The following is an 18246-nucleotide window of genomic DNA, read 5'->3' on the forward strand; positions in this document are numbered from 1 at the left end:
ATTTTTTCTCTTCGAACCCCGGAGACTCTGTGAAGTTGTTCACATGTTCCGTGTCGATGGAGGCGCATTATAGGGAGTTCCTCGCAGGCCGCAACAGGTATTTTCGACAAAAACGATCGTTTGCTGCATTCCACAGCAAAAGCCCGCCTTATACCCTGTTGTGCACAAACTTATCCACAGAAGCCATTTGCACGGAAAATTTACGAGCGCCACGCAAACGTTTTCGCTACAATTCCCCGCGACGAAACGCTCCCCTTTTTATGGGGGCGTTACCTGAATTTGTGCCCGATACCCTCTTTATAGAGAGAAAAACCTTTCCTTATAGAGAGTAGAAGGTGGAAATTCACGTAACGCTCTTTTATTGCGACTCCAAAGCCAAGGGATAAAACCATGCAACAACCTCGTCCAATCCGCCGGGCCCTGCTCAGCGTCTCTGACAAAGCCGGTATCGTTGAATTTGCCGAAGCGCTTTCAAGCCGTGGCGTTGAACTGCTCTCCACCGGCGGTACCGCTCGCCTGCTGGCAGATGCCGGTCTACCTGTTACCGAAGTTTCCGACTACACCGGCTTCCCGGAAATGATGGATGGACGAGTAAAGACGCTGCACCCGAAAGTGCACGGTGGCATTCTGGGCCGTCGCGGTCAGGACGATGGCATCATGAGCCAACATGACATCAAGCCGATCGACATGGTGGTGGTAAACCTGTATCCGTTCGCCCAAACCGTGGCGCGCCCGGATTGCTCGCTGGAAGATGCAGTAGAGAATATCGACATCGGCGGCCCGACCATGGTGCGCTCCGCGGCCAAGAACCATAAAGACGTCGCCATCGTGGTAAAGAGCAGTGACTACGCCGCTATCATTACCGAGATGGATAACAACGACGGCTCACTGCAATACGCCACCCGTTTCGATCTGGCTATCAAGGCGTTTGAACACACCGCCGCTTACGACAGCATGATCGCCAACTACTTCGGCGCGCTGGTGCCGGCCTACCATGGCGAAACCGAGCAGCCTTCCGGTCGCTTCCCTCGCACGCTGAACCTTAACTACATCAAGAAGCAGGATATGCGCTACGGTGAGAACAGCCACCAGCAGGCCGCCTTCTATATAGAAGAGAATGTTCAGGAAGCTTCTGTCGCCACCGCCGATCAGCTACAGGGCAAAGCGTTGTCGTACAACAACATCGCCGATACCGATGCGGCACTGGAGTGCGTGAAAGAGTTCGCCGAACCGGCCTGCGTTATCGTCAAGCACGCCAACCCCTGTGGCGTGGCGATAGGCGACGATATTCTGGCAGCCTATGAGCGTGCCTATCAAACCGATCCTACCTCCGCGTTCGGCGGCATCATCGCCTTCAACCGCGAACTGGACGCCGCCACTGCGCAGGCCATTATCAGTCGTCAGTTTGTGGAAGTGATTATCGCCCCTAGCATCAGCCAGGAAGCGCGCTCCCTGCTGGCCGCCAAACAGAACGTCCGCGTGCTGGCCTGCGGCCAATGGCAGCAACGCGTTGCCGCTCTGGACTTCAAGCGCGTCAACGGCGGCTTGCTGGTGCAGGATCGCGATCTGGGCATGGTGAGTGAAAGCGATCTGCGCGTAGTGTCCGAACGCCAACCTACCGCTCAGGAATTGCGTGATGCGTTGTTCTGCTGGAAAGTGGCCAAGTTTGTTAAGTCCAACGCCATTGTTTATGCGCGCGACAACATGACCATCGGCATAGGTGCGGGGCAAATGAGCCGCGTTTACTCAGCCAAGATCGCCGGCATCAAAGCCGCCGACGAAGGTCTGGAAGTCAAAGGCTCCGCCATGGCGTCCGACGCCTTCTTCCCGTTCCGTGACGGCATCGATGCCGCGGCAGCCGTTGGCATCACCTGCGTGATCCAGCCAGGCGGGTCGATCCGTGATGATGAAGTGATTGCCGCCGCCAACGAACACGGCATTGCGATGATCTTTACCGATATGCGTCACTTCCGCCATTAATCCTTTTTGCTGCGTGCGCTGCGGCGCACGCCCTTCGTGGAGCACCTGATGAACATTTTAATTATCGGCAACGGCGGACGCGAACACGCGCTGGCCTGGAAAGCAGCCCAATCACCGCTGGCGGACAAAGTTTACGTAGCACCGGGCAATGCCGGTACCGCGCTGGAACCAGGTCTTACGAACGTCGAGATCTCCGCTACCGATATTCCGGCCCTGCTCGCTTTTGCCCAGAGCAACGATATCGGCCTCACCATTGTCGGGCCGGAAGCGCCGCTGGTGATTGGCGTGGTTGACGCCTTCCAGGCCGCCGGCCTGAAAATCTTTGGCCCCTCTCAGGCCGCAGCCCAGTTAGAAGGCTCTAAAGCCTTCACCAAAGATTTCCTGGCGCGCCATAATATTCCAAGCGCCGAGTACCAAAACTTTACCGAAGTCGAACCGGCGCTGGCCTATGTTCGCAGTAAAGGTGCACCGATCGTCATCAAGGCCGACGGCCTGGCTGCCGGTAAAGGCGTGATTGTTGCCATGACGCTGCAGGAAGCGGAAGACGCCGTGCAAGACATGCTGGCAGGTAACGCCTTCGGCGATGCAGGCCACCGCATCGTGGTGGAAGAATTCCTGGATGGGGAAGAAGCCAGCTTTATCGTCATGGTCGACGGTGAAAACGTAGTGCCGATGGCCACCAGCCAGGATCACAAACGCGTCGGCGATGGCGACACAGGCCCGAACACCGGTGGTATGGGGGCTTATTCCCCGGCGCCAGTGGTAACCGATGAAATCCACCAGCGCGCGATGGACCAGGTTATCTGGCCAACCGTGCGTGGCATGGCGGCGGAAGGTAACACCTATGTCGGCTTCCTTTATGCCGGGCTGATGATCTCTGCGGACGGTCAACCGAAAGTCATTGAATTCAACTGCCGCTTTGGCGATCCGGAAACCCAGCCGATCATGCTGCGTCTGCGCTCTGATCTGGTTGAACTGTGCCTGGCCGGTGCGGAAGGCATGCTGGATGAGAAAACGTCTGAATGGGATGAACGTCCTGCGTTGGGCGTGGTACTGGCAGCCGGCGGTTATCCGGGTGACTATAACAACGGTGAGGTCATTCAGGGTCTGCCGCAGCAAGAAAGCGCCGACGGCAAGGTATTCCATGCCGGCACCCGTATGCAGGGTAACGACGTGGTGACCAGCGGTGGCCGCGTGCTGTGCGTTACCGCGCTGGGTGAAACGGTGGCTCAGGCGCAACAACGCGCTTACCAATTGGCGGATGGCATTCAGTGGACAGGCAGCTTCTGCCGTAAGGACATTGGCTATCGTGCGATTGCACGCGGCAAATGATCTGAACGCTAAAATCTCTGAGGGCTCCGCCATGCGGGGCCTTTTTTATAGCTGATCTTCTTTCGGTTCCCAGCGGCAAAAATCGTCGTTTGCCACCAGCAGCAGTTCACGCCCTTCCGGCGCATCCAACCAGGCAATATTCACCGGTTGGCTGCTGTTGCGGGCGCGACGCTCAATCCAGGCTTCGGCACTGCCGTCCAGCCCTGGTTTCAACGTTTGGCCATCGCAGGTTTGCACCGTGCCCTGTTGCCAACGCCCCTGCAGCAGTTTCACATTGCCGGCACGCAGCGCATTACTCACTTCAAGCACTCGACGCGCCTGGTATTGGTACAGCGCGATTTCATCGGCGGTCAGTTGTTCACGCCGCGTGGCCAGTTGACGCTGCATAAAGCTTACTTCGCCGTCATCGGTGAAGCGAAGTTGAATAGAGTCACGATCGCCATCGGCATCGGTGCGTTTAATCTGGCGCAGTTCGCCGTTTTGGTATTCGTACAGCGTGGTGACGGTGCCCGGACCGCGATAAGGACTGTAGACGCTCATCAGCACCTGTGGGCGATGCCGATCGTCGTCTTTGCGCCACAGGCGAATAACGCCCTGGTCGGCCACAAAGCCACTGGCACTGAAGGCAGGGGGATCTGAATGACTGCTGCAGGCGCTCAGGACACCGGCAAGGCCGATGACCATGAGCGCCTGTCGGATAAACAAAAGGGGCGCTATTGCCCCCCTGTTTAATCTTTTCACCAACACGCAGTATTACTTAACCGCGTCTTTCAGTGCTTTACCAGAAACGAACGCAGGCACGTTAGCAGCTGCGATTTTGATTTCTTTACCAGTCTGCGGGTTGCGACCAGTGCGCTCGTTGCGGTGGTTGACCTTGAAAGTACCGAAACCAACCAATTGTACTGCATCACCTTCTTTCAGAGACTCAGTAATAGCAGCCAGGGTGGATTCCAGAGCCAGTTTAGCTTGTGCTTTGGAAAGGTCAGCCTTGTCCGCGATTACATCAATCAGTTGAGTCTTGTTCATAAGTTATCCTTACAGTGTGTTTATCGTTTGCAAAGCATCGAGTGCGACGGATATGCCGATTGACAGCACTCCCTGCATACACGCACCGATAGCCACTTTTTTTACGCCCCCCAAATGTAGACCAGACAGGGTGCGGATGTGAAGCCTTAAGGCATGACAAATCAGGCGTTAAATCACGTTTTCTTGCCTTATTGCGTTAAATTTATCCCGATATTACTCACCGCGGCCTCGCGGAGGTCAGAACGCAAGCCTTTGATCAGCTCTAAATCGCGTTCCTCGCAGTCAGCCAACAGGCGGAAAATTTCCCATTGGATGTCCCATTCTTCCTCTACCGCAGGCAAAACCTTGAGCTCATCGTCGGTCATTTCTTTACCGGCCTGAGTCATTTCCAACATCGCCACGGTGCGAATTGACGTTTCGCTAATGGCGATGGCGTGCTCTAGCGTCTCCCCGCTGAGTCGCGAATGGATCAGTTCCCCTAATGCGATACAGGCGTCAATAGCCGGGTAAACGCCGTAAAGATCGTAATCTTCTGCCGAAGGTATCGCCTCTTCCAACTTCTCCAGCTGGCTGTCAAAGTTGACCTTGGCGTCCTTGACCACCAGCGTTTCCCACACCAAATCCAGAATGCGGCGGTAAATCGCCGGATCGCCAAACTCGGTTTGCAGGCAGAACATCTGGTAATTCGGATACATACGCTCGCACAAACTGGCCATAAAGGTCAAATGTTGCCAGCTTTCAAGCTTTTCCAGACGTAAATGGATCGGGTTACGTAGCATTATTCACTCTCTTACGCGTTATCTGCGCCGCAGTGTACCCGAAATCGGTCATTGCGACACCTCTGGATGCTGCTGCAACCAGCGCTGGAAGGCCGGTCGGCGCGAGGCGATGGCATCGGCCCAGCGCGTAGGTTCCGGCAAACGGTAGCCCGCCATGCAACGTTGTACCCAGGCCAACGCACTGTCGGCCCCGACGCGGTGGCCGGTAGAGATAAACAACGGGTTACAACGCGCCTTGCTACGCCACACCCAGCCAAGCTGCTCGCTTTTATCTTCCAGCGGCGCCAACGCGCCGGCGGCGGCGTCCAAAGGGGCGAATTTACCGCACAGGCGCTTTTTGGCGACGCCAATGGTCGGTACGTCGACCAGCAGACCGAAATGGCTGGCAACGCCCAGACGGCGCGGGTGTGAGATACCATGGCCGTCGACAAAAACCAGGTCCGGCTTCTGCTGCAATTGCTCCCAAGCCGCGAGCAACGCAGGGTATTCACGAAATGATAAAAAACCGGGAATGTAAGGCAGGGTGGTCGCGACACGAGCCACCCGGTACTCCACCAGCTCCAGCGATGGATAGCGCAGGATGGCAATGGCAGCACGCGTCACCTCACCTTCCTGTTCAAAGCCCACGTCGGCACCGGCAATAAAGGCCGGCGACTCGGTCTGGAAGTCATCGTAACGAATCACTTCCGAGGCGCGCTGCAATTGCTCCGCGCGTAGGGCTTGAGTATCTATCACGTCCGGCCCTTAGCGATGGTATTTGCCCGATTGAGCGTGAACCGCCTCGACAAAGGCGCCGGCGTTTTCTGGTGGCACATCCAAATGAATGCCGTGACCCAGGTTAAATACGTGCCCTTCACCGTGACCGAAACCGGCCAGAATAGTTTCCACTTCCTGGGCAATACGCTCAGGTGACGCATACAGCATAGAAGGATCCATGTTGCCCTGCAGCGCGACTTTATCCCCTACGCGACGGCGCGCGTCAGCGATATCGGTCGTCCAGTCAAGGCCCAGCGCGTCACAGCCGGTGGCCGCCATGGCCTCCAGCCACTGGCCACCGCCTTTGGTGAACAGCGTGACCGGCACGCGGCGGCCATCGTTTTCACGCAGCAGCCCATCGACAATCTTATGCATGTAATGCAGAGAGAATTCGCGGTAGTCACGGCCGGTCAGCACGCCGCCCCAGGTATCGAAAACCATCACCGACTGCGCGCCGGCTTTGATCTGGGCGTTGAGATACAAAATGACGCTGTCTGCCAGCTTATCCAGCAGCAGGTGCAGCGTAGCCGGCTCCGCATACATCATTTTTTTCAGCTTGGTGAAGGCCTTGCTGCTGCCGCCTTCCACCATATAGGTCGCCAGGGTCCACGGGCTGCCGGAGAAACCGATCAGCGGCACTTCGCCTTTGAGCTCGCGGCGGATAGTACGCACCGCGTTCATCACATAGCCCAGCTCCACTTCAGGATCGAAGGCCGGCAACTTGTCCACGTCGGCACGACAGGTAATCGGCGAGGAGAAACGCGGGCCTTCGCCGGTTTCGAAATACAGCCCCAGCCCCATGGCATCGGGAATGGTGAGGATGTCGGAGAACAGAATGGCCGCATCCAGCGGGAAGCGGCGCAACGGCTGCAGCGTAACCTCGCAAGCCAGTTCCGCATTCTTGCACAGCGACATAAAATCACCGGCTTGGGCACGGGTGGCTTTGTACTCCGGCAAATAACGACCGGCCTGACGCATCATCCATACGGGGGTCACATCCACCGGCTGACGCAGCAGCGCGCGCAGGTAACGATCGTTCTTCAACTCATTCATTTATGGGGCTCCCTTATTCATCTGCCGCTATTGTAGCGAGTTATTGCTCGCGGCATAAGGCTACGGTGTCCTCTATCAGGCGGCGCGCCACGGTGCCAGGCGGCGGCAAAAGCGGCAACCGATCGTAGCGGTACCAGCCGGCGTTAAGCAGCTCTTTCGGATCGTGACGGATCTCACCCCGATGGTAATCGGCCATAAAGGCCATCATCAGCGAATGCGGGAATGGCCAGGGTTGCGAGGTGACGTAGCGCAGGTTTTTGATTTCAATATTACTTTCCTCCATTACCTCGCGCGCAGCCGCCTGCTCCAGCGTTTCGCCGACCTCAACAAAACCGGCCAGGACAGTATGAATTCCACCGCGATGGCGCACGTGCTGGGCCAGCAGGATCTCGTCGTCACGTCGAATGGCAACAATCACGCAAGGGGCGATTTGCGGGTAGTAACGCTCGCGGCAATTGCCGCACAGACAGGCACTCTCCGTGCGACTGAGATGCATCTCATGGCCGCAGTAACCGCAGTAGCGATGGGAACGGTAGAAGTCGGCCAGTTGCACCCCTCGCCCAGCGAGCTGGAACAGTCCACGATCGAGCTCTAGCAGTTGGCGTACCGAGCCCATGTCCTGCGGCATCGCCTGACGCACCAGCCAGACCGGCAGCCCTTCCCATTCACCAATAGCCCTGGCCATCCGCCCCTGCAGGGAGAATGACGCCGCCAAACCACACGGCAATTCACCGTTTGGTAACCAAAGTTTGCTTTCATGGCTGACAATCCACCAGCCATTTTCATTACCCGTTAATGCAAGTTCCATATCGTTGTTGCACAACCTCAGCTTCACTGGCACTCTACAAATCGGCCTTGTAACATTTTAATAACTTACTGTTACGTTTTATTACTTACGGAGTCAAACATGCTCAACCGTTTGGAAAGCCTGACTCAGCGCGTTGGTGGTAGTAATGAATTAGTTGATCAATGGCTTCAGGCTCGCAAGCAATTGCTGGTCGCCTATTGCACCCTCGTGGGTATCAAACCGAATAAAGAAAAGCATACGCCGCTGAATGAAAAAGCGCTGGAGAACTTTTGCCATAATCTGGTGGATTACCTCTCCGCCGGTCATTTTCATATCTATGACAGAATTATCAAGCAAGTGGAAGGCGCATCCAGTCCGAAAATGACGCTGTCGGTAAACATCTACCCCAAACTGTGGGCAAATACCGAACAGATTATGGCATTTCACGATCGCTATACCGAAGTGGATATCGATCAGGATGTGTGCCTGGAACTCCATCAGGCATTGTCGGATATCGGTGAAACCCTGGCGGCACGTTTTACCCTGGAAGATAAGCTGATCCAACTGGCGACCGAAGCCTGGCAGCAAACGATGCCGGATAAAGCGCTGGATCAGGCACGTTAGAATTTTGTAGTTTTTTTTATTCACCCTCCTATACTGGGGGCATCTTGTCGGAGTGCCTAGCGCCTGATTTGTTCATCAAATTGGCCAGGCTGAGACCGTTAATTCGGGATCCGCGGAACCTGATCGGGTTAATACCCGCGAAGGGAACAAGAGTAATCTATCGCCACAGGCAGGTGATCCCAACAGGGATAATCCCGCCCTGTCGGCCAGCATCATTACTCCCTCCGAGCTCCAGACAAGCAACATTCCCAACCCAACACACTGGTAGGAACTTGCTATGTCTAACGTTAAAAAACCCCGTGCCCGTAAAGAGCAACGCGAAGAAGCCCAGCAGTTTATCGATACCCTTCAGGGCGTGTCCTTTCCCAATTCACGCCGGATTTATCTGCAGGGCTCACGCAACGATCTGCGGGTGCCGATGCGTGAAATCCAGCTTAGCCCGACGCTGCTTGGCGGCGACAAAGACAACCCACAGTACCAGCCCAACGAAGCCATTCCGGTATACGACACTGCCGGTCCTTATGGCGATCCGCAATCTGAACTTAATGTGCATACCGGCCTGGTAAAACTGCGTGCAGGCTGGATAGCTGAACGCGGTGATACCGAACTGCTCAATGGCGTCAGTTCCGGCTTTACCCAGCAGCGCCTGGCGGATGAAGGTCTGGATCACCTGCGTTTTGAACATCTGCCGCGGCCGCGCAAGGCGCAACCCGGCAAATGCGTCACCCAGTTGCACTACGCCCGCGCTGGCGTAATCACCCCTGAGATGGAGTTTATCGCCATCCGCGAAAACATGGGCCGCGAGCGTATCCGTGGCGATGTCCTGCGCCAGCAGCATCCAGGCCAAAGTTGGGGCGCCAATCTGCCGGAGAACATCACGCCGGAATTCGTTCGCCAGGAAGTGGCCGCTGGACGCGCCATCATCCCCGCTAATATCAACCATCCCGAATCCGAGCCGATGATCATCGGTCGCAATTTTCTGGTGAAAGTTAACGCCAACATCGGCAACTCGGCGGTGACCTCATCCATCGAAGAGGAGGTCGAAAAACTGGTCTGGTCCACCCGCTGGGGCGCGGATACGGTGATGGACCTGTCCACCGGCCGCTATATCCACGAAACCCGCGAATGGATCCTGCGTAACAGCCCGGTACCGATCGGAACGGTGCCTATCTATCAGGCGCTGGAAAAAGTGAACGGCGTGGCGGAAAACCTGACCTGGGAAATGTTCCGCGATACGTTACTTGAGCAGGCAGAGCAAGGCGTTGACTACTTCACCATCCACGCCGGCGTACTGTTGCGCTATGTACCGATGACCGCCAAGCGCCTGACCGGCATCGTCTCGCGCGGCGGTTCGATCATGGCTAAATGGTGTCTGTCACACCATCAGGAAAACTTCCTGTACCAGCACTTCCGCGAAATCTGCGAAATTTGCGCCGCCTATGACGTCTCACTGTCCCTGGGCGATGGCCTGCGCCCCGGCTCAATTCAGGACGCCAATGATGAAGCGCAGTTCGCCGAACTGCGCACGCTGGGCGAACTGACTAAAATTGCCTGGGAATATGACGTGCAGGTGATGATCGAAGGCCCGGGTCATGTACCGATGCAAATGATCCGTCGCAACATGACCGAAGAGTTGGAGCATTGCCACGAAGCGCCGTTCTACACCCTTGGCCCGCTAACCACCGATATCGCTCCGGGCTATGACCACTTCACCTCCGGCATCGGCGCCGCGATGATCGGTTGGTTCGGCTGCGCCATGCTGTGTTACGTCACGCCGAAGGAACACCTCGGGCTGCCGAACAAAGAAGACGTCAAACAGGGGCTGATCACCTACAAAATTGCCGCCCACGCCGCCGATTTGGCCAAAGGTCACCCGGGTGCCCAGATCCGCGATAACGCCATGTCCAAGGCGCGTTTCGAATTCCGCTGGGAAGATCAGTTCAACCTGGCGCTCGACCCGGCTACCGCCCGCGCTTATCACGACGAAACCCTGCCGCAAGAGTCCGGCAAAATCGCCCACTTCTGTTCCATGTGCGGCCCCAAATTCTGCTCGATGAAAATTTCGCAGGAAGTACGCGACTATGCCGCTGCGCAGGAAGCCGCCAAACCGATAGAAGTACAACTCACCGGCATGGAAAAAATGTCGGCCGAGTTCCGTTCACGCGGCAGTGAGCTCTACCACAGCGCCGGCAACCTGCAAGAGGAACTGAGCAATGACTGATATCACCACGCCTTTCCCCGCCACTCCGCACAAGCTGGGGTTATACCCGGTAGTCGACAGTGTCGAATGGATTGCTCGCCTGCTGGATGCGGGTGTTACCACGATCCAACTGCGCATCAAGGATTTGCCGGATGAGCAGGTCGAAGAGGATATTGCCGCCGCCATTGCGCTCGGTAAAAGGTACAACGCCCGGCTGTTTATTAATGACTATTGGCAATTGGCGATTAAACACGATGCCTATGGCGTGCACCTGGGCCAGGAAGACCTGGAGACCACCGATTTGGCGGCCATCCACCGCGCCGGATTGCGTTTAGGCGTTTCCACCCATGACGACGCCGAGCTGGCGCGAGCCATTGCGGTGAAGCCTTCTTATATTGCGCTGGGGCATATCTTCCCGACGCAAACCAAAGACATGCCTTCCGCTCCCCAGGGCCTGGCAGAGCTGAAACGCCATATCCTCGGGTTGAGTGACTATCCGACGGTGGCGATCGGCGGGATCAGTATCGATCGCGTGGCCGACGTGTTGGCCTGTGGCGTAGGTAGCGTGGCGGTGGTCAGCGCCATTACTCAAGCGCCGGACTGGCGCGCCGCCACCGCTCAACTGCTGCAGCTGATCGAAGGCAAGGAGTAACGCCATGTTGAACGATCAAGAGTTCCTGCGTTACAGCCGCCAACTGCTGCTGGAAGATATCGGCCCGGAAGGTCAGGAGAAGCTGAAGCGTTCGACGGCGCTGATCGTCGGGCTTGGGGGCTTAGGCTCCCCTGCAGCGCTCTATCTGGCTGCTGCCGGCGTCGGTACTCTGTTACTGGCCGATGACGATACGCTTCACGTCACCAACCTGCAGCGCCAGATCCTGTACCGCAGCCCCGACGTGGAAAAAAGCAAAGCCGCTCTGGCGCAGCGCCAGTTACAGGCACTGAACCCGATGGTTGAAGCCATTGCGCTTGAGCAACGGCTGCAAGGCGAAACCTTGCACCACGCCGTGGAGCGCGCCGATCTCATTTTGGACTGCAGCGACAATATGGAAACCCGCCATGCGGTGAACGCCGCCTGCATCAGCGCCGACAAGCCGCTTATCAGCGGCAGCGCGGTGGGTTTCAGCGGCCAGTTGCTGGTCATTGAACCGCCTTATGTCCACGGCTGTTACGCTTGCCTTTACCCGGAACAGGCAGAACCGCAGCGCAATTGCCGCACCGCTGGCGTGCTCGGCCCGGTGGTCGGCATCATCGGTACGCTGCAAGCCCTGGAAGCGATAAAGATGCTGGCAGGCATGTCTTCACCACTGAACGGCAAACTACGGTTGTTCGACGGTAAACAACAAAGCTGGAGCACCTTGCAACTCAGCCAGGCCAGCACCTGTGCAGTATGCGGAGGGGCAGCATGAAGATCCGGCTTAATGACCAGCCGTTGGAACTGGCGCAGCCCCTGAGCGTCGATGCTTTGCTGGAACAACTGCAACGCCACCAGCCGGGCACCGCGCTGGCTATCAACCAAACCATCATCCCGCGCGCCGACTGGGCTAACCACCAGGTGCAGGACGGTGATGACATCCTGTTGTTTCAAGCGATCGCCGGAGGCTGACATGCTACAAATCGCCGATACCACCTTTACTTCACGCCTGTTTACCGGCACCGGCAAGTTCGCCACCCCAGCGCTGATGCTGGAAGCCCTGCAGGCCTCCGGTTCGCAGCTGGTCACCATGGCGATGAAACGCGTTGATCTGCGCGGTGGCAATGATGCCATTCTGGCGCCGCTGCAACAGTTGGGCGTTCGCCTGCTGCCCAACACCTCTGGTGCCAAGACCGCCGCCGAAGCGGTGTTTGCCGCCCGGCTGGCGCGTGAGGCGCTCGGCACTCACTGGGTAAAACTGGAAATTCACCCTGATGTGAAATACCTGCTGCCGGACCCCATAGAAACCCTGAAAGCGGCGGAAACCTTGGTAAAAGAAGGCTTTGTGGTGCTGCCTTACTGCGGTGCCGACCCGGTGCTATGCAAACGGCTGGAAGAAGTGGGCTGCGCGGCGGTCATGCCGCTCGGATCGCCAATCGGTTCCAACCGGGGGCTGCGCACCCGCGACTTTCTGGAGATCATTATCGAACAGGCCAAAGTGCCGGTGGTGGTGGACGCCGGTATCGGTGCGCCGAGCCATGCACTGGAAGCCATGGAACTGGGTGCCGATGCGGTGCTGGTGAATACGGCTATCGCCGTGGCACGCGATCCCGTACAGATGGCGCATGCTTTCCGTTTGGCCTTGGAAGCCGGTGAACTGGCGCGCCAGGCCGGTTTGGGCAGTAGCCAACGTAGTGCGGCGGCTTCCAGCCCGCTGACGGCTTTTCTCAGCCAGGCCGGGGAGACGTTGTGATGGCCGATGATTTCAGCCGCCGCTGGCAGCAGTTGGATTGGGACGACATCTCGCTGCGCATTAACAGTAAGACGGCGCGGGATGTGGAGCGTGCACTCAATGCGGACAAGCTGACGCGTGAAGACTTTATGGCATTGATCTCCCCTGCCGCGGCGCACTATCTGGAACCTTTGGCGCAACGTGCACAGCAACTGACTCGCCAACGTTTTGGTAACGTGGTCAGCTTCTATGTGCCCTTATACCTGTCTAATCTATGCGCTAATGACTGCACTTACTGCGGTTTTTCAATGAGCAATCGCATTAAGCGCAAAACCCTGGATGCCGCAGAAATCGAACGCGAGTGTCTGGCGATTAAAGCTTTGGGTTTTGAGCATCTGCTGCTGGTCACCGGTGAACACCAAACCAAGGTCGGCATGGATTACTTTCGCCAGCATATTCCGGCGATCCGCCGCCATTTCAGTTCGCTGATGATGGAGGTACAACCGCTGGCGCAGGAAGAGTATGCCGAACTGAAAACGCTGGGGCTGGATGGCGTGTTGGTGTATCAGGAAACCTATCATCCCGCCACCTATCTGCAGCATCACCTCCGTGGGCAGAAACAGGACTTTCATTGGCGGTTGGCCACGCCGGATCGCCTGGGCCGCGCCGGGATCGACAAGATCGGTCTCGGCGCTCTGGTCGGGCTCTCCAACAGTTGGCGCACCGACTGCTATATGCTGGCCGAGCACTTATTCTACCTGCAGCAAACCTATTGGCAGAGCCGTTATTCCATCTCGTTCCCGCGTTTGCGCCCCTGCGCCGGCGGTATAGAACCGGCGTCGATCATGAGTGAACCGCAACTGGTGCAGTTGATCTGTGCTTTCCGGCTGTTCGCCCCCGACGTGGAACTTTCTTTGTCGACGCGTGAATCCCCGTTCTTCCGCGATCATATGATCCCGGTGGCGATCAACAGCGTCAGCGCCGGATCCAAGACACAACCCGGTGGCTATGCCGACGACGTGCCGCCTGAACTGGAGCAGTTCGAACCGCATGATGGCCGTACGCCGCAACAGGTGGCGCAAGCGATTAGCGATGCCGGTTTGCAGCCGGTGTGGAAAGACTGGGACGGCTATCTTGGACGTGGCGCGCAATAAGCTGTAATCCATTAACCATTGCAGAGAAATCCAAAGATAGACTGCGCAAAGTCTATCAACCAAGCTGGTGCCGAAAATCACACCGGCTATAGTCCCTCTGCCGGTCGCCAAACCCGGCGCCGGCCGGGGCCGTTACCTTCTCAATGGCCCCGCCTTACCCACCCCCGGATCGTACCGGATACCCTCCCGCGCGATCCGGGCCTTCCTTTTCGGTTTGCGCACTCATCAACGCGGTTCGGGGATTTTGACAAAGCCAACTGGTTGGACCACATTTAACCTCTCACCCCCGGCGGAATAATAACCATGAACCTGTACCTGCGACTGATTTGGATCTTTATCTCGTCACGCTGGAAAGCGCGCATGTCAATGGATGACCTGACCAGCACCCTGCAAACTCGAGTATGGCTAAATGATATCGATATCAATCTGCACATGAATAATGGCCGGTACCTGACGGTGTGCGACCTCAATCGGGTGGATATGTTTATTCGAACCGGATTAATGAAGCTGATGCTCAAGCGGCGCTGGTCGCCGATCGTCAGTCAACTGAATATGAATTACAAAAAGGCGCTGCAGCCCTTCCAACGTTATCAAGTCAGCATGACCATTACTCACTGGGACGATCGTTACTTTTATGCGACTCATACTTTCAGTGTCGGCGATCGGATTGTGGCACTGGGCACGTCACAGGCAGTCGTAGTCGGGAAAGAAGGCGTAGTGGCGCCAGAAGAAGTAGCAGAAAGCGTGCGGCAATATCAACAGGCGAGCAAGGTGTGACCACCTGCGCCGCGGTGATGTGATGAGTCCCTGATGCTGTAATGGCCCTGGCGTCGGCCGTGTATCTTTTTTTGCTGCCTGCCCCTAGCTTGAAGACAGGAGCAGGCAGCTTATTCTGTGAGACAGGCAGCCCCCCCAGGAACGCGAATCGCACATATAAGAGCTAATTAATCATATCAACGATAAAATGTGAATGTCTTTTGAGTGTTTTTTTGAGTGCTATTGAGTGTAATTTGAGTTTAGTCATGAAAATCAAACGGATATCGCCGCAGCCATCCTGACTTCATCTATAATCGAGCCAGCAGGCAACCTCGGGACAGCAAATGCTCGTGGTCAACATCAGAAAAATCGAGGTGATCATGAAAAAAACGCCAAATTACGCAGAGGCAATCAGTATGTTGCTGGCCCAGAAAGGGGTAGGTGACAGAAAGCACGCATCAACCATGGCAAGCATTCTGAACCTTCAATATAACAGCGCCAAGCAGAAGCTGGACGGTAAAAGAGGCATCACTCTCGACGAGATAAAAAGAGTATTTCAATACTTCAATGAATCGTTTGAAGGACGCAGAGCCCACAACTGCGTGTTTATCATGAACAGCATACATAAACGGTGCAATATCGAGGTTGATGACAAGCCGGTAGACAGCATTGAGGACGGGGAAACCTATGCGTTCAGAAAAGACGATCTTTTTATTATTAACACCGGCAGAGATAAAAGCGCAGGCGCAGAGCTGTATAAGGTCAGGAAAATAGACTTTCTTCCGGCACCCAGAATTGCCATCCTCGACAATGACCAAGACATCCTGGAGTTGCTAAAAAAAATCACCACCCGCTACGGTATCGAAACAGAGACTTTTCCAACCGCTAAGGCGATCATCGACAGCCTGGAGCAACATACCTACGAGGCCTTTATCCTTGATTGGCTGTTAGACTTTGGCGAGACATCAGAAAAGGTCGTAGAAAAGATAAAAGACCGAGTGGATACCCATGCACAAATCATCATCCTGACAGGCCAGTTACACCACTATGAGAAAAACATCGGCGATATGATATTAAACTACGACGTACATTTGATTGAGAAACCAGCCAAGCCGCTGATTATTTCTTCACTGTTGCTTTCCCATTTGTTTTTCAACTGATTTTATTGGCAAGCAAATGAGGAATGACGAGCCTTTACCTTCAACAGATTTTACTCTGAGGGTGCCCTTCATCCTGGTCACATAGTTCTTTATAATGGTCAGGCCCAAGCCCAGCCCCTGGCGCGTCTCTCTTTCCACCCCCTGATTAAATGCTTTATATAATCTGTTAATATTTTTCACGTTAAAGCCGATACCGTTATCTTTCACCAGAAGATAAAGACGACCGTGACAAACCTTCACATTCAGAATTACCAAGCCGCAATGGGTATATTTATCGGCATTACCCAACAGATTGACGATTATTCGATATAACTTGTATTTATCGGAATGAACTTCCCCTGAATAAGACGAATACCGGACAATAAATTTATTGCGACCGTCCCCACCCACCGCAGCAACAGCATCGTCAACCACCTCATTGAGTGAAAACAGAGAATCATTGACCTTTACTTCCCCCATTTCAAGCCGTGAGTAATCCATGACCTCACGCGTTTGCTCTGCAATTTTATTGCCGTGATGCGAGATGAGCCTGGCCTCTTTTTTTAACTCATCCTGCACCAACTCATGCTCCATGATGTCTGCCGCAATCACGATGGCCTGCGTTGAGCCGGCTATCTCATGGTAAATGGAAGAAATAAAGATATTCTTATTCTTAACTATCTCCTTCAGTGAAAACGCATGCTTCAAAATCAGGAACATCATCAAGAAAATCAGCACCAGTGAAATAATAGCAAACAGCTCGGCTTTACCTGAATTATCTTTGATGATGTCTTTAACCTCGGTGAAATTCCTTATCTGTATTTTGTAGATTATCTCTTGAATATCGACCAGGGTAATTTCCATCTCGTCCATAAAGGAGAGTATATCTGCTCTGGTTTTGGTGCCATTTAACAACTCAACGCTAAGTTGATCCAGCTCAGCATACTGCTGCTTCAAAACCGCAATGGTTTTTATAAATTCTTCATCATAATAAAAAGCATCGCTGAACGTCGAGCGCCCCTCAAGAATGGCAATTTTTGATGCAAATATTTTCTTTTTGAGCATAAAAGCGTCGTAGTTATCCTCATCGCCCAGCAGCAATGCGGTTTTTGTCCTTTCAAATGACAAAAAGAGGATTTCAGCAACGGAGTAATTATCGAGATTGGGCTCAATCTGCTTGTATCGCTCTTTCACATTGCCGAAATTTGTGGCAATCAGTAAAACCAAGAGCACCAACACTGCAACCAGAGCGACAAGCGTCCCGATAAATTTTTTGCTCATTTCACTTAACCTCTAGCATCTTTATCTGCCAAACGGTTTTTGCGTTCACATCAATATTGTTCAACTCTGGGTGGCTATCACGAGGATAGATAATCGCAAAAGGCCCTAATTGTGCGACGTCCATAAGCTCGCCATTTTTCTTATAGGCGATAATAGCCTTGTATTTAGCCAACTCAGCAACGGGCATTGAATATGAATAATCATCCCAGGCAAAAGCGCGAACCTTACTTCCCGTCAGGCCATATTCCTTTGCCAGCACGCCAAACTCAACGCCGGTAAAAACGGCCTCAGGAGTGAAATTGGTAGAGGTTTTAATCGAAGAAGATGGCATCGCCTCTAACGCCTTTAGCGTAATCTTAACCTTCTCGCCATCGCTCTTTTTAAGATAAAAATAATCAACGCCAGCATAGAGTGGAGCGCTAAACAGAGACATCAGAAATAATGCTATCAATCCTTTGATTTTCATTACTTATCACCTTTACGTTTAACCAGCTCCGCCTGACCAAACTCATCCTTGCCAATGGCAACCCACCCGCGCCGCTGATAAAACGCTTCAGCCTTCGATCCCGGATCGGTAGTGAGATGGATCTCTTGAGCGCCATTTTCGAATAACCATGCCGTTACTGCATTCAGTAAGGCAGAACCAATCCCCTTCGACTGGTATTCCGGTTTAACAAACAGCCCACCGATCAAGGGTTCAGGAATAAAGAGCCCGAAACCTACGCCGGCGTAATCATCACCGCACTTACAAATCCAACCACCACCCTGGTTAATATCATCCAGTGCCTGGGTCCTATGAAGATATTGGATCTGGTGAGGGTGAAGCGGGTTCTCTTCGACGGAGAATCTAATTTCATACAGGTAAGGCAGGTGTCTTGCCGTAAGTTTCTCGAAGGTGATCAGGCTGTCCATATCTGTACAATCCTTGGTTGTAATAGCACGCAGGTGATTTTAGCCATTATTTTGGGTTTATTCATAGTAGCAAAGATTCCCCCTGCCGGAGCGGGCAAAAAAAA

Annotated in this window: 20 protein-coding genes and 1 riboswitch; of the genes, 11 read left to right on the forward strand and 9 right to left on the reverse strand. The window is 54.6% G+C overall.

Going from position 1 to position 18246, the window contains the following annotated elements:
• The first annotated feature begins 390 nt into the window (after positions 1-390).
• Together purH and purD are read left to right on the forward strand one after the other, a co-directional pair.
• Positions 391-1980, forward strand: a complete 1590-nt coding sequence (gene purH / locus AC1RKG_RS24215; RefSeq protein WP_020828725.1) for a bifunctional phosphoribosylaminoimidazolecarboxamide formyltransferase/IMP cyclohydrolase — start codon at positions 391-393, stop codon at positions 1978-1980.
• 48 nt (positions 1981-2028) lie between these two features.
• Positions 2029-3312: a phosphoribosylamine--glycine ligase gene (gene purD, locus AC1RKG_RS24220; RefSeq protein ID WP_493183819.1), complete on the forward strand. Its 1284-nt coding sequence runs from the start codon at positions 2029-2031 to the stop codon at positions 3310-3312.
• Between the two features lie 45 nt (positions 3313-3357).
• On the opposite strand, the gene AC1RKG_RS24225 is transcribed toward purD, so the two are convergent.
• The 6 genes from AC1RKG_RS24225 to nudC form a co-directional block, all read right to left on the reverse strand.
• Positions 3358-3996, reverse strand: a complete 639-nt coding sequence (locus tag AC1RKG_RS24225) for a DUF1481 domain-containing protein (RefSeq protein ID WP_020828727.1) — start codon at positions 3994-3996, stop codon at positions 3358-3360.
• Between the two features lie 69 nt (positions 3997-4065).
• On the reverse strand, positions 4066-4338 hold the full coding sequence (hupA, locus tag AC1RKG_RS24230) for a nucleoid-associated protein HU-alpha (RefSeq protein ID WP_012004757.1): 273 nt from the start codon (positions 4336-4338) through the stop codon (positions 4066-4068).
• A gap of 188 nt (positions 4339-4526) precedes the next feature.
• Positions 4527-5117 (reverse strand): YjaG family protein, encoded by a 591-nt coding sequence (locus tag AC1RKG_RS24235; RefSeq protein ID WP_004953973.1) that lies wholly within the window; start codon positions 5115-5117, stop codon positions 4527-4529.
• A gap of 48 nt (positions 5118-5165) precedes the next feature.
• Complete coding sequence (gene nfi / locus AC1RKG_RS24240) at positions 5166-5852, reverse strand: deoxyribonuclease V (RefSeq protein WP_174574956.1); 687 nt, start codon at positions 5850-5852, stop codon at positions 5166-5168.
• A 9-nt stretch (positions 5853-5861) separates the two neighbouring features.
• Positions 5862-6926, reverse strand: coding sequence for a uroporphyrinogen decarboxylase (gene hemE / locus AC1RKG_RS24245; RefSeq protein ID WP_020828729.1), 1065 nt, complete (start codon positions 6924-6926; stop codon positions 5862-5864).
• Positions 6927-6966: 40 nt separating this feature from the next.
• Complete coding sequence (gene nudC, locus AC1RKG_RS24250) at positions 6967-7734, reverse strand: NAD(+) diphosphatase (RefSeq protein ID WP_020828730.1); 768 nt, start codon at positions 7732-7734, stop codon at positions 6967-6969.
• 99 nt (positions 7735-7833) lie between these two features.
• Here nudC and AC1RKG_RS24255 point away from each other — a divergent pair, with 99 nt between their 5' ends.
• The 9 genes from AC1RKG_RS24255 (at position 7834) to AC1RKG_RS24295 (ending at position 15970) form a co-directional block, all read left to right on the forward strand.
• Positions 7834-8337 carry an Rsd/AlgQ family anti-sigma factor gene (locus tag AC1RKG_RS24255; RefSeq protein WP_020828731.1) on the forward strand — a complete coding sequence of 168 codons (504 nt, stop codon included), beginning with the start codon at positions 7834-7836 and terminating at the stop codon, positions 8335-8337.
• Positions 8338-8375: 38 nt separating this feature from the next.
• Positions 8376-8500, forward strand: a riboswitch (TPP riboswitch).
• Positions 8501-8614: 114 nt separating this feature from the next.
• A complete protein-coding gene (thiC, locus tag AC1RKG_RS24260; protein WP_493183820.1) occupies positions 8615-10558 on the forward strand; it encodes a phosphomethylpyrimidine synthase ThiC in 1944 nt (647 codons plus the stop codon).
• Complete coding sequence (gene thiE, locus AC1RKG_RS24265) at positions 10551-11189, forward strand: thiamine phosphate synthase (RefSeq protein WP_187962151.1); 639 nt, start codon at positions 10551-10553, stop codon at positions 11187-11189. Before thiC ends, thiE begins: the two co-directional genes overlap by 8 nt.
• A 4-nt stretch (positions 11190-11193) precedes the next feature.
• A complete protein-coding gene (locus tag AC1RKG_RS24270) occupies positions 11194-11943 on the forward strand; it encodes a HesA/MoeB/ThiF family protein (protein ID WP_493183821.1) in 750 nt (249 codons plus the stop codon).
• The gene (thiS, locus tag AC1RKG_RS24275) at positions 11940-12140 is read left to right on the forward strand and encodes a sulfur carrier protein ThiS (RefSeq protein WP_046374694.1); all 201 of its coding nucleotides are present in this window, start codon (positions 11940-11942) and stop codon (positions 12138-12140) included. Before AC1RKG_RS24270 ends, thiS begins: the two co-directional genes overlap by 4 nt.
• Before the next feature lies 1 nt (position 12141).
• On the forward strand, positions 12142-12921 hold the full coding sequence (locus tag AC1RKG_RS24280) for a thiazole synthase (RefSeq protein WP_217331909.1): 780 nt from the start codon (positions 12142-12144) through the stop codon (positions 12919-12921).
• Positions 12921-14054 (forward strand): 2-iminoacetate synthase ThiH, encoded by a 1134-nt coding sequence (gene thiH / locus AC1RKG_RS24285; protein WP_020828737.1) that lies wholly within the window; start codon positions 12921-12923, stop codon positions 14052-14054. Before AC1RKG_RS24280 ends, thiH begins: the two co-directional genes overlap by 1 nt.
• Positions 14055-14357: 303 nt before the next feature.
• The gene (locus AC1RKG_RS24290) at positions 14358-14831 is read left to right on the forward strand and encodes an acyl-CoA thioesterase (RefSeq protein WP_230090449.1); all 474 of its coding nucleotides are present in this window, start codon (positions 14358-14360) and stop codon (positions 14829-14831) included.
• A 395-nt stretch (positions 14832-15226) separates the two neighbouring features.
• Positions 15227-15970 (forward strand): helix-turn-helix domain-containing protein, encoded by a 744-nt coding sequence (locus AC1RKG_RS24295; protein WP_258090781.1) that lies wholly within the window; start codon positions 15227-15229, stop codon positions 15968-15970.
• On the opposite strand, the gene AC1RKG_RS24300 is transcribed toward AC1RKG_RS24295, so the two are convergent.
• Genes AC1RKG_RS24300 through AC1RKG_RS24310 form a run of 3 tightly spaced genes read right to left on the reverse strand, consistent with a single transcriptional unit; the run spans position 15938 to position 18142 of the window.
• The gene (locus AC1RKG_RS24300) at positions 15938-17230 is read right to left on the reverse strand and encodes a sensor histidine kinase (RefSeq protein WP_020828740.1); all 1293 of its coding nucleotides are present in this window, start codon (positions 17228-17230) and stop codon (positions 15938-15940) included. The two genes, AC1RKG_RS24295 and AC1RKG_RS24300, sit on opposite strands and share 33 nt — an antisense overlap.
• Position 17231: 1 nt before the next feature.
• A complete protein-coding gene (locus AC1RKG_RS24305) occupies positions 17232-17696 on the reverse strand; it encodes a putative pterin-binding protein (protein ID WP_130016991.1) in 465 nt (154 codons plus the stop codon).
• The gene (locus tag AC1RKG_RS24310) at positions 17696-18142 is read right to left on the reverse strand and encodes a GNAT family N-acetyltransferase (RefSeq protein WP_493183822.1); all 447 of its coding nucleotides are present in this window, start codon (positions 18140-18142) and stop codon (positions 17696-17698) included. Before AC1RKG_RS24310 ends, AC1RKG_RS24305 begins: the two co-directional genes overlap by 1 nt.
• Between the last annotated feature and the right edge of the window lie 104 nt (positions 18143-18246).

It is taken from the genome of Serratia sp. GW822-FHT06D09 (genome assembly GCF_058799515.1).

Excerpts from the sequence above, each read along its gene's own strand:
- AC1RKG_RS24305 (WP_130016991.1), bottom strand. The coding sequence starts at position 17,696 with ATGAAAATCAAAGGATTGATAGCATTATTTCTGATGTCTCTGTTTAGC.
- AC1RKG_RS24300 (WP_020828740.1), bottom strand. The coding sequence starts at position 17,230 with ATGAGCAAAAAATTTATCGGGACGCTTGTCGCTCTGGTTGCAGTGTTG.
- AC1RKG_RS24295 (WP_258090781.1), top strand. The coding sequence starts at position 15,227 with ATGTTGCTGGCCCAGAAAGGGGTAGGTGACAGAAAGCACGCATCAACC.
- AC1RKG_RS24255 (WP_020828731.1), top strand. The coding sequence starts at position 7,834 with ATGCTCAACCGTTTGGAAAGCCTGACTCAGCGCGTTGGTGGTAGTAAT.
- thiC (WP_493183820.1), top strand. The coding sequence starts at position 8,615 with ATGTCTAACGTTAAAAAACCCCGTGCCCGTAAAGAGCAACGCGAAGAA.
- thiH (WP_020828737.1), top strand. The coding sequence starts at position 12,921 with ATGGCCGATGATTTCAGCCGCCGCTGGCAGCAGTTGGATTGGGACGAC.
- AC1RKG_RS24270 (WP_493183821.1), top strand. The coding sequence starts at position 11,194 with ATGTTGAACGATCAAGAGTTCCTGCGTTACAGCCGCCAACTGCTGCTG.
- AC1RKG_RS24290 (WP_230090449.1), top strand. The coding sequence starts at position 14,358 with ATGAACCTGTACCTGCGACTGATTTGGATCTTTATCTCGTCACGCTGG.
- thiS (WP_046374694.1), top strand. The coding sequence starts at position 11,940 with ATGAAGATCCGGCTTAATGACCAGCCGTTGGAACTGGCGCAGCCCCTG.
- AC1RKG_RS24235 (WP_004953973.1), bottom strand. The coding sequence starts at position 5,117 with ATGCTACGTAACCCGATCCATTTACGTCTGGAAAAGCTTGAAAGCTGG.
- AC1RKG_RS24310 (WP_493183822.1), bottom strand. The coding sequence starts at position 18,142 with ATGGACAGCCTGATCACCTTCGAGAAACTTACGGCAAGACACCTGCCT.
- purD (WP_493183819.1), top strand. The coding sequence starts at position 2,029 with ATGAACATTTTAATTATCGGCAACGGCGGACGCGAACACGCGCTGGCC.
- thiE (WP_187962151.1), top strand. The coding sequence starts at position 10,551 with ATGACTGATATCACCACGCCTTTCCCCGCCACTCCGCACAAGCTGGGG.
- AC1RKG_RS24280 (WP_217331909.1), top strand. The coding sequence starts at position 12,142 with ATGCTACAAATCGCCGATACCACCTTTACTTCACGCCTGTTTACCGGC.
- hemE (WP_020828729.1), bottom strand. The coding sequence starts at position 6,926 with ATGAATGAGTTGAAGAACGATCGTTACCTGCGCGCGCTGCTGCGTCAG.
- nudC (WP_020828730.1), bottom strand. The coding sequence starts at position 7,734 with ATGGAACTTGCATTAACGGGTAATGAAAATGGCTGGTGGATTGTCAGC.
- hupA (WP_012004757.1), bottom strand. The coding sequence starts at position 4,338 with ATGAACAAGACTCAACTGATTGATGTAATCGCGGACAAGGCTGACCTT.
- AC1RKG_RS24225 (WP_020828727.1), bottom strand. The coding sequence starts at position 3,996 with ATGGTCATCGGCCTTGCCGGTGTCCTGAGCGCCTGCAGCAGTCATTCA.
- purH (WP_020828725.1), top strand. The coding sequence starts at position 391 with ATGCAACAACCTCGTCCAATCCGCCGGGCCCTGCTCAGCGTCTCTGAC.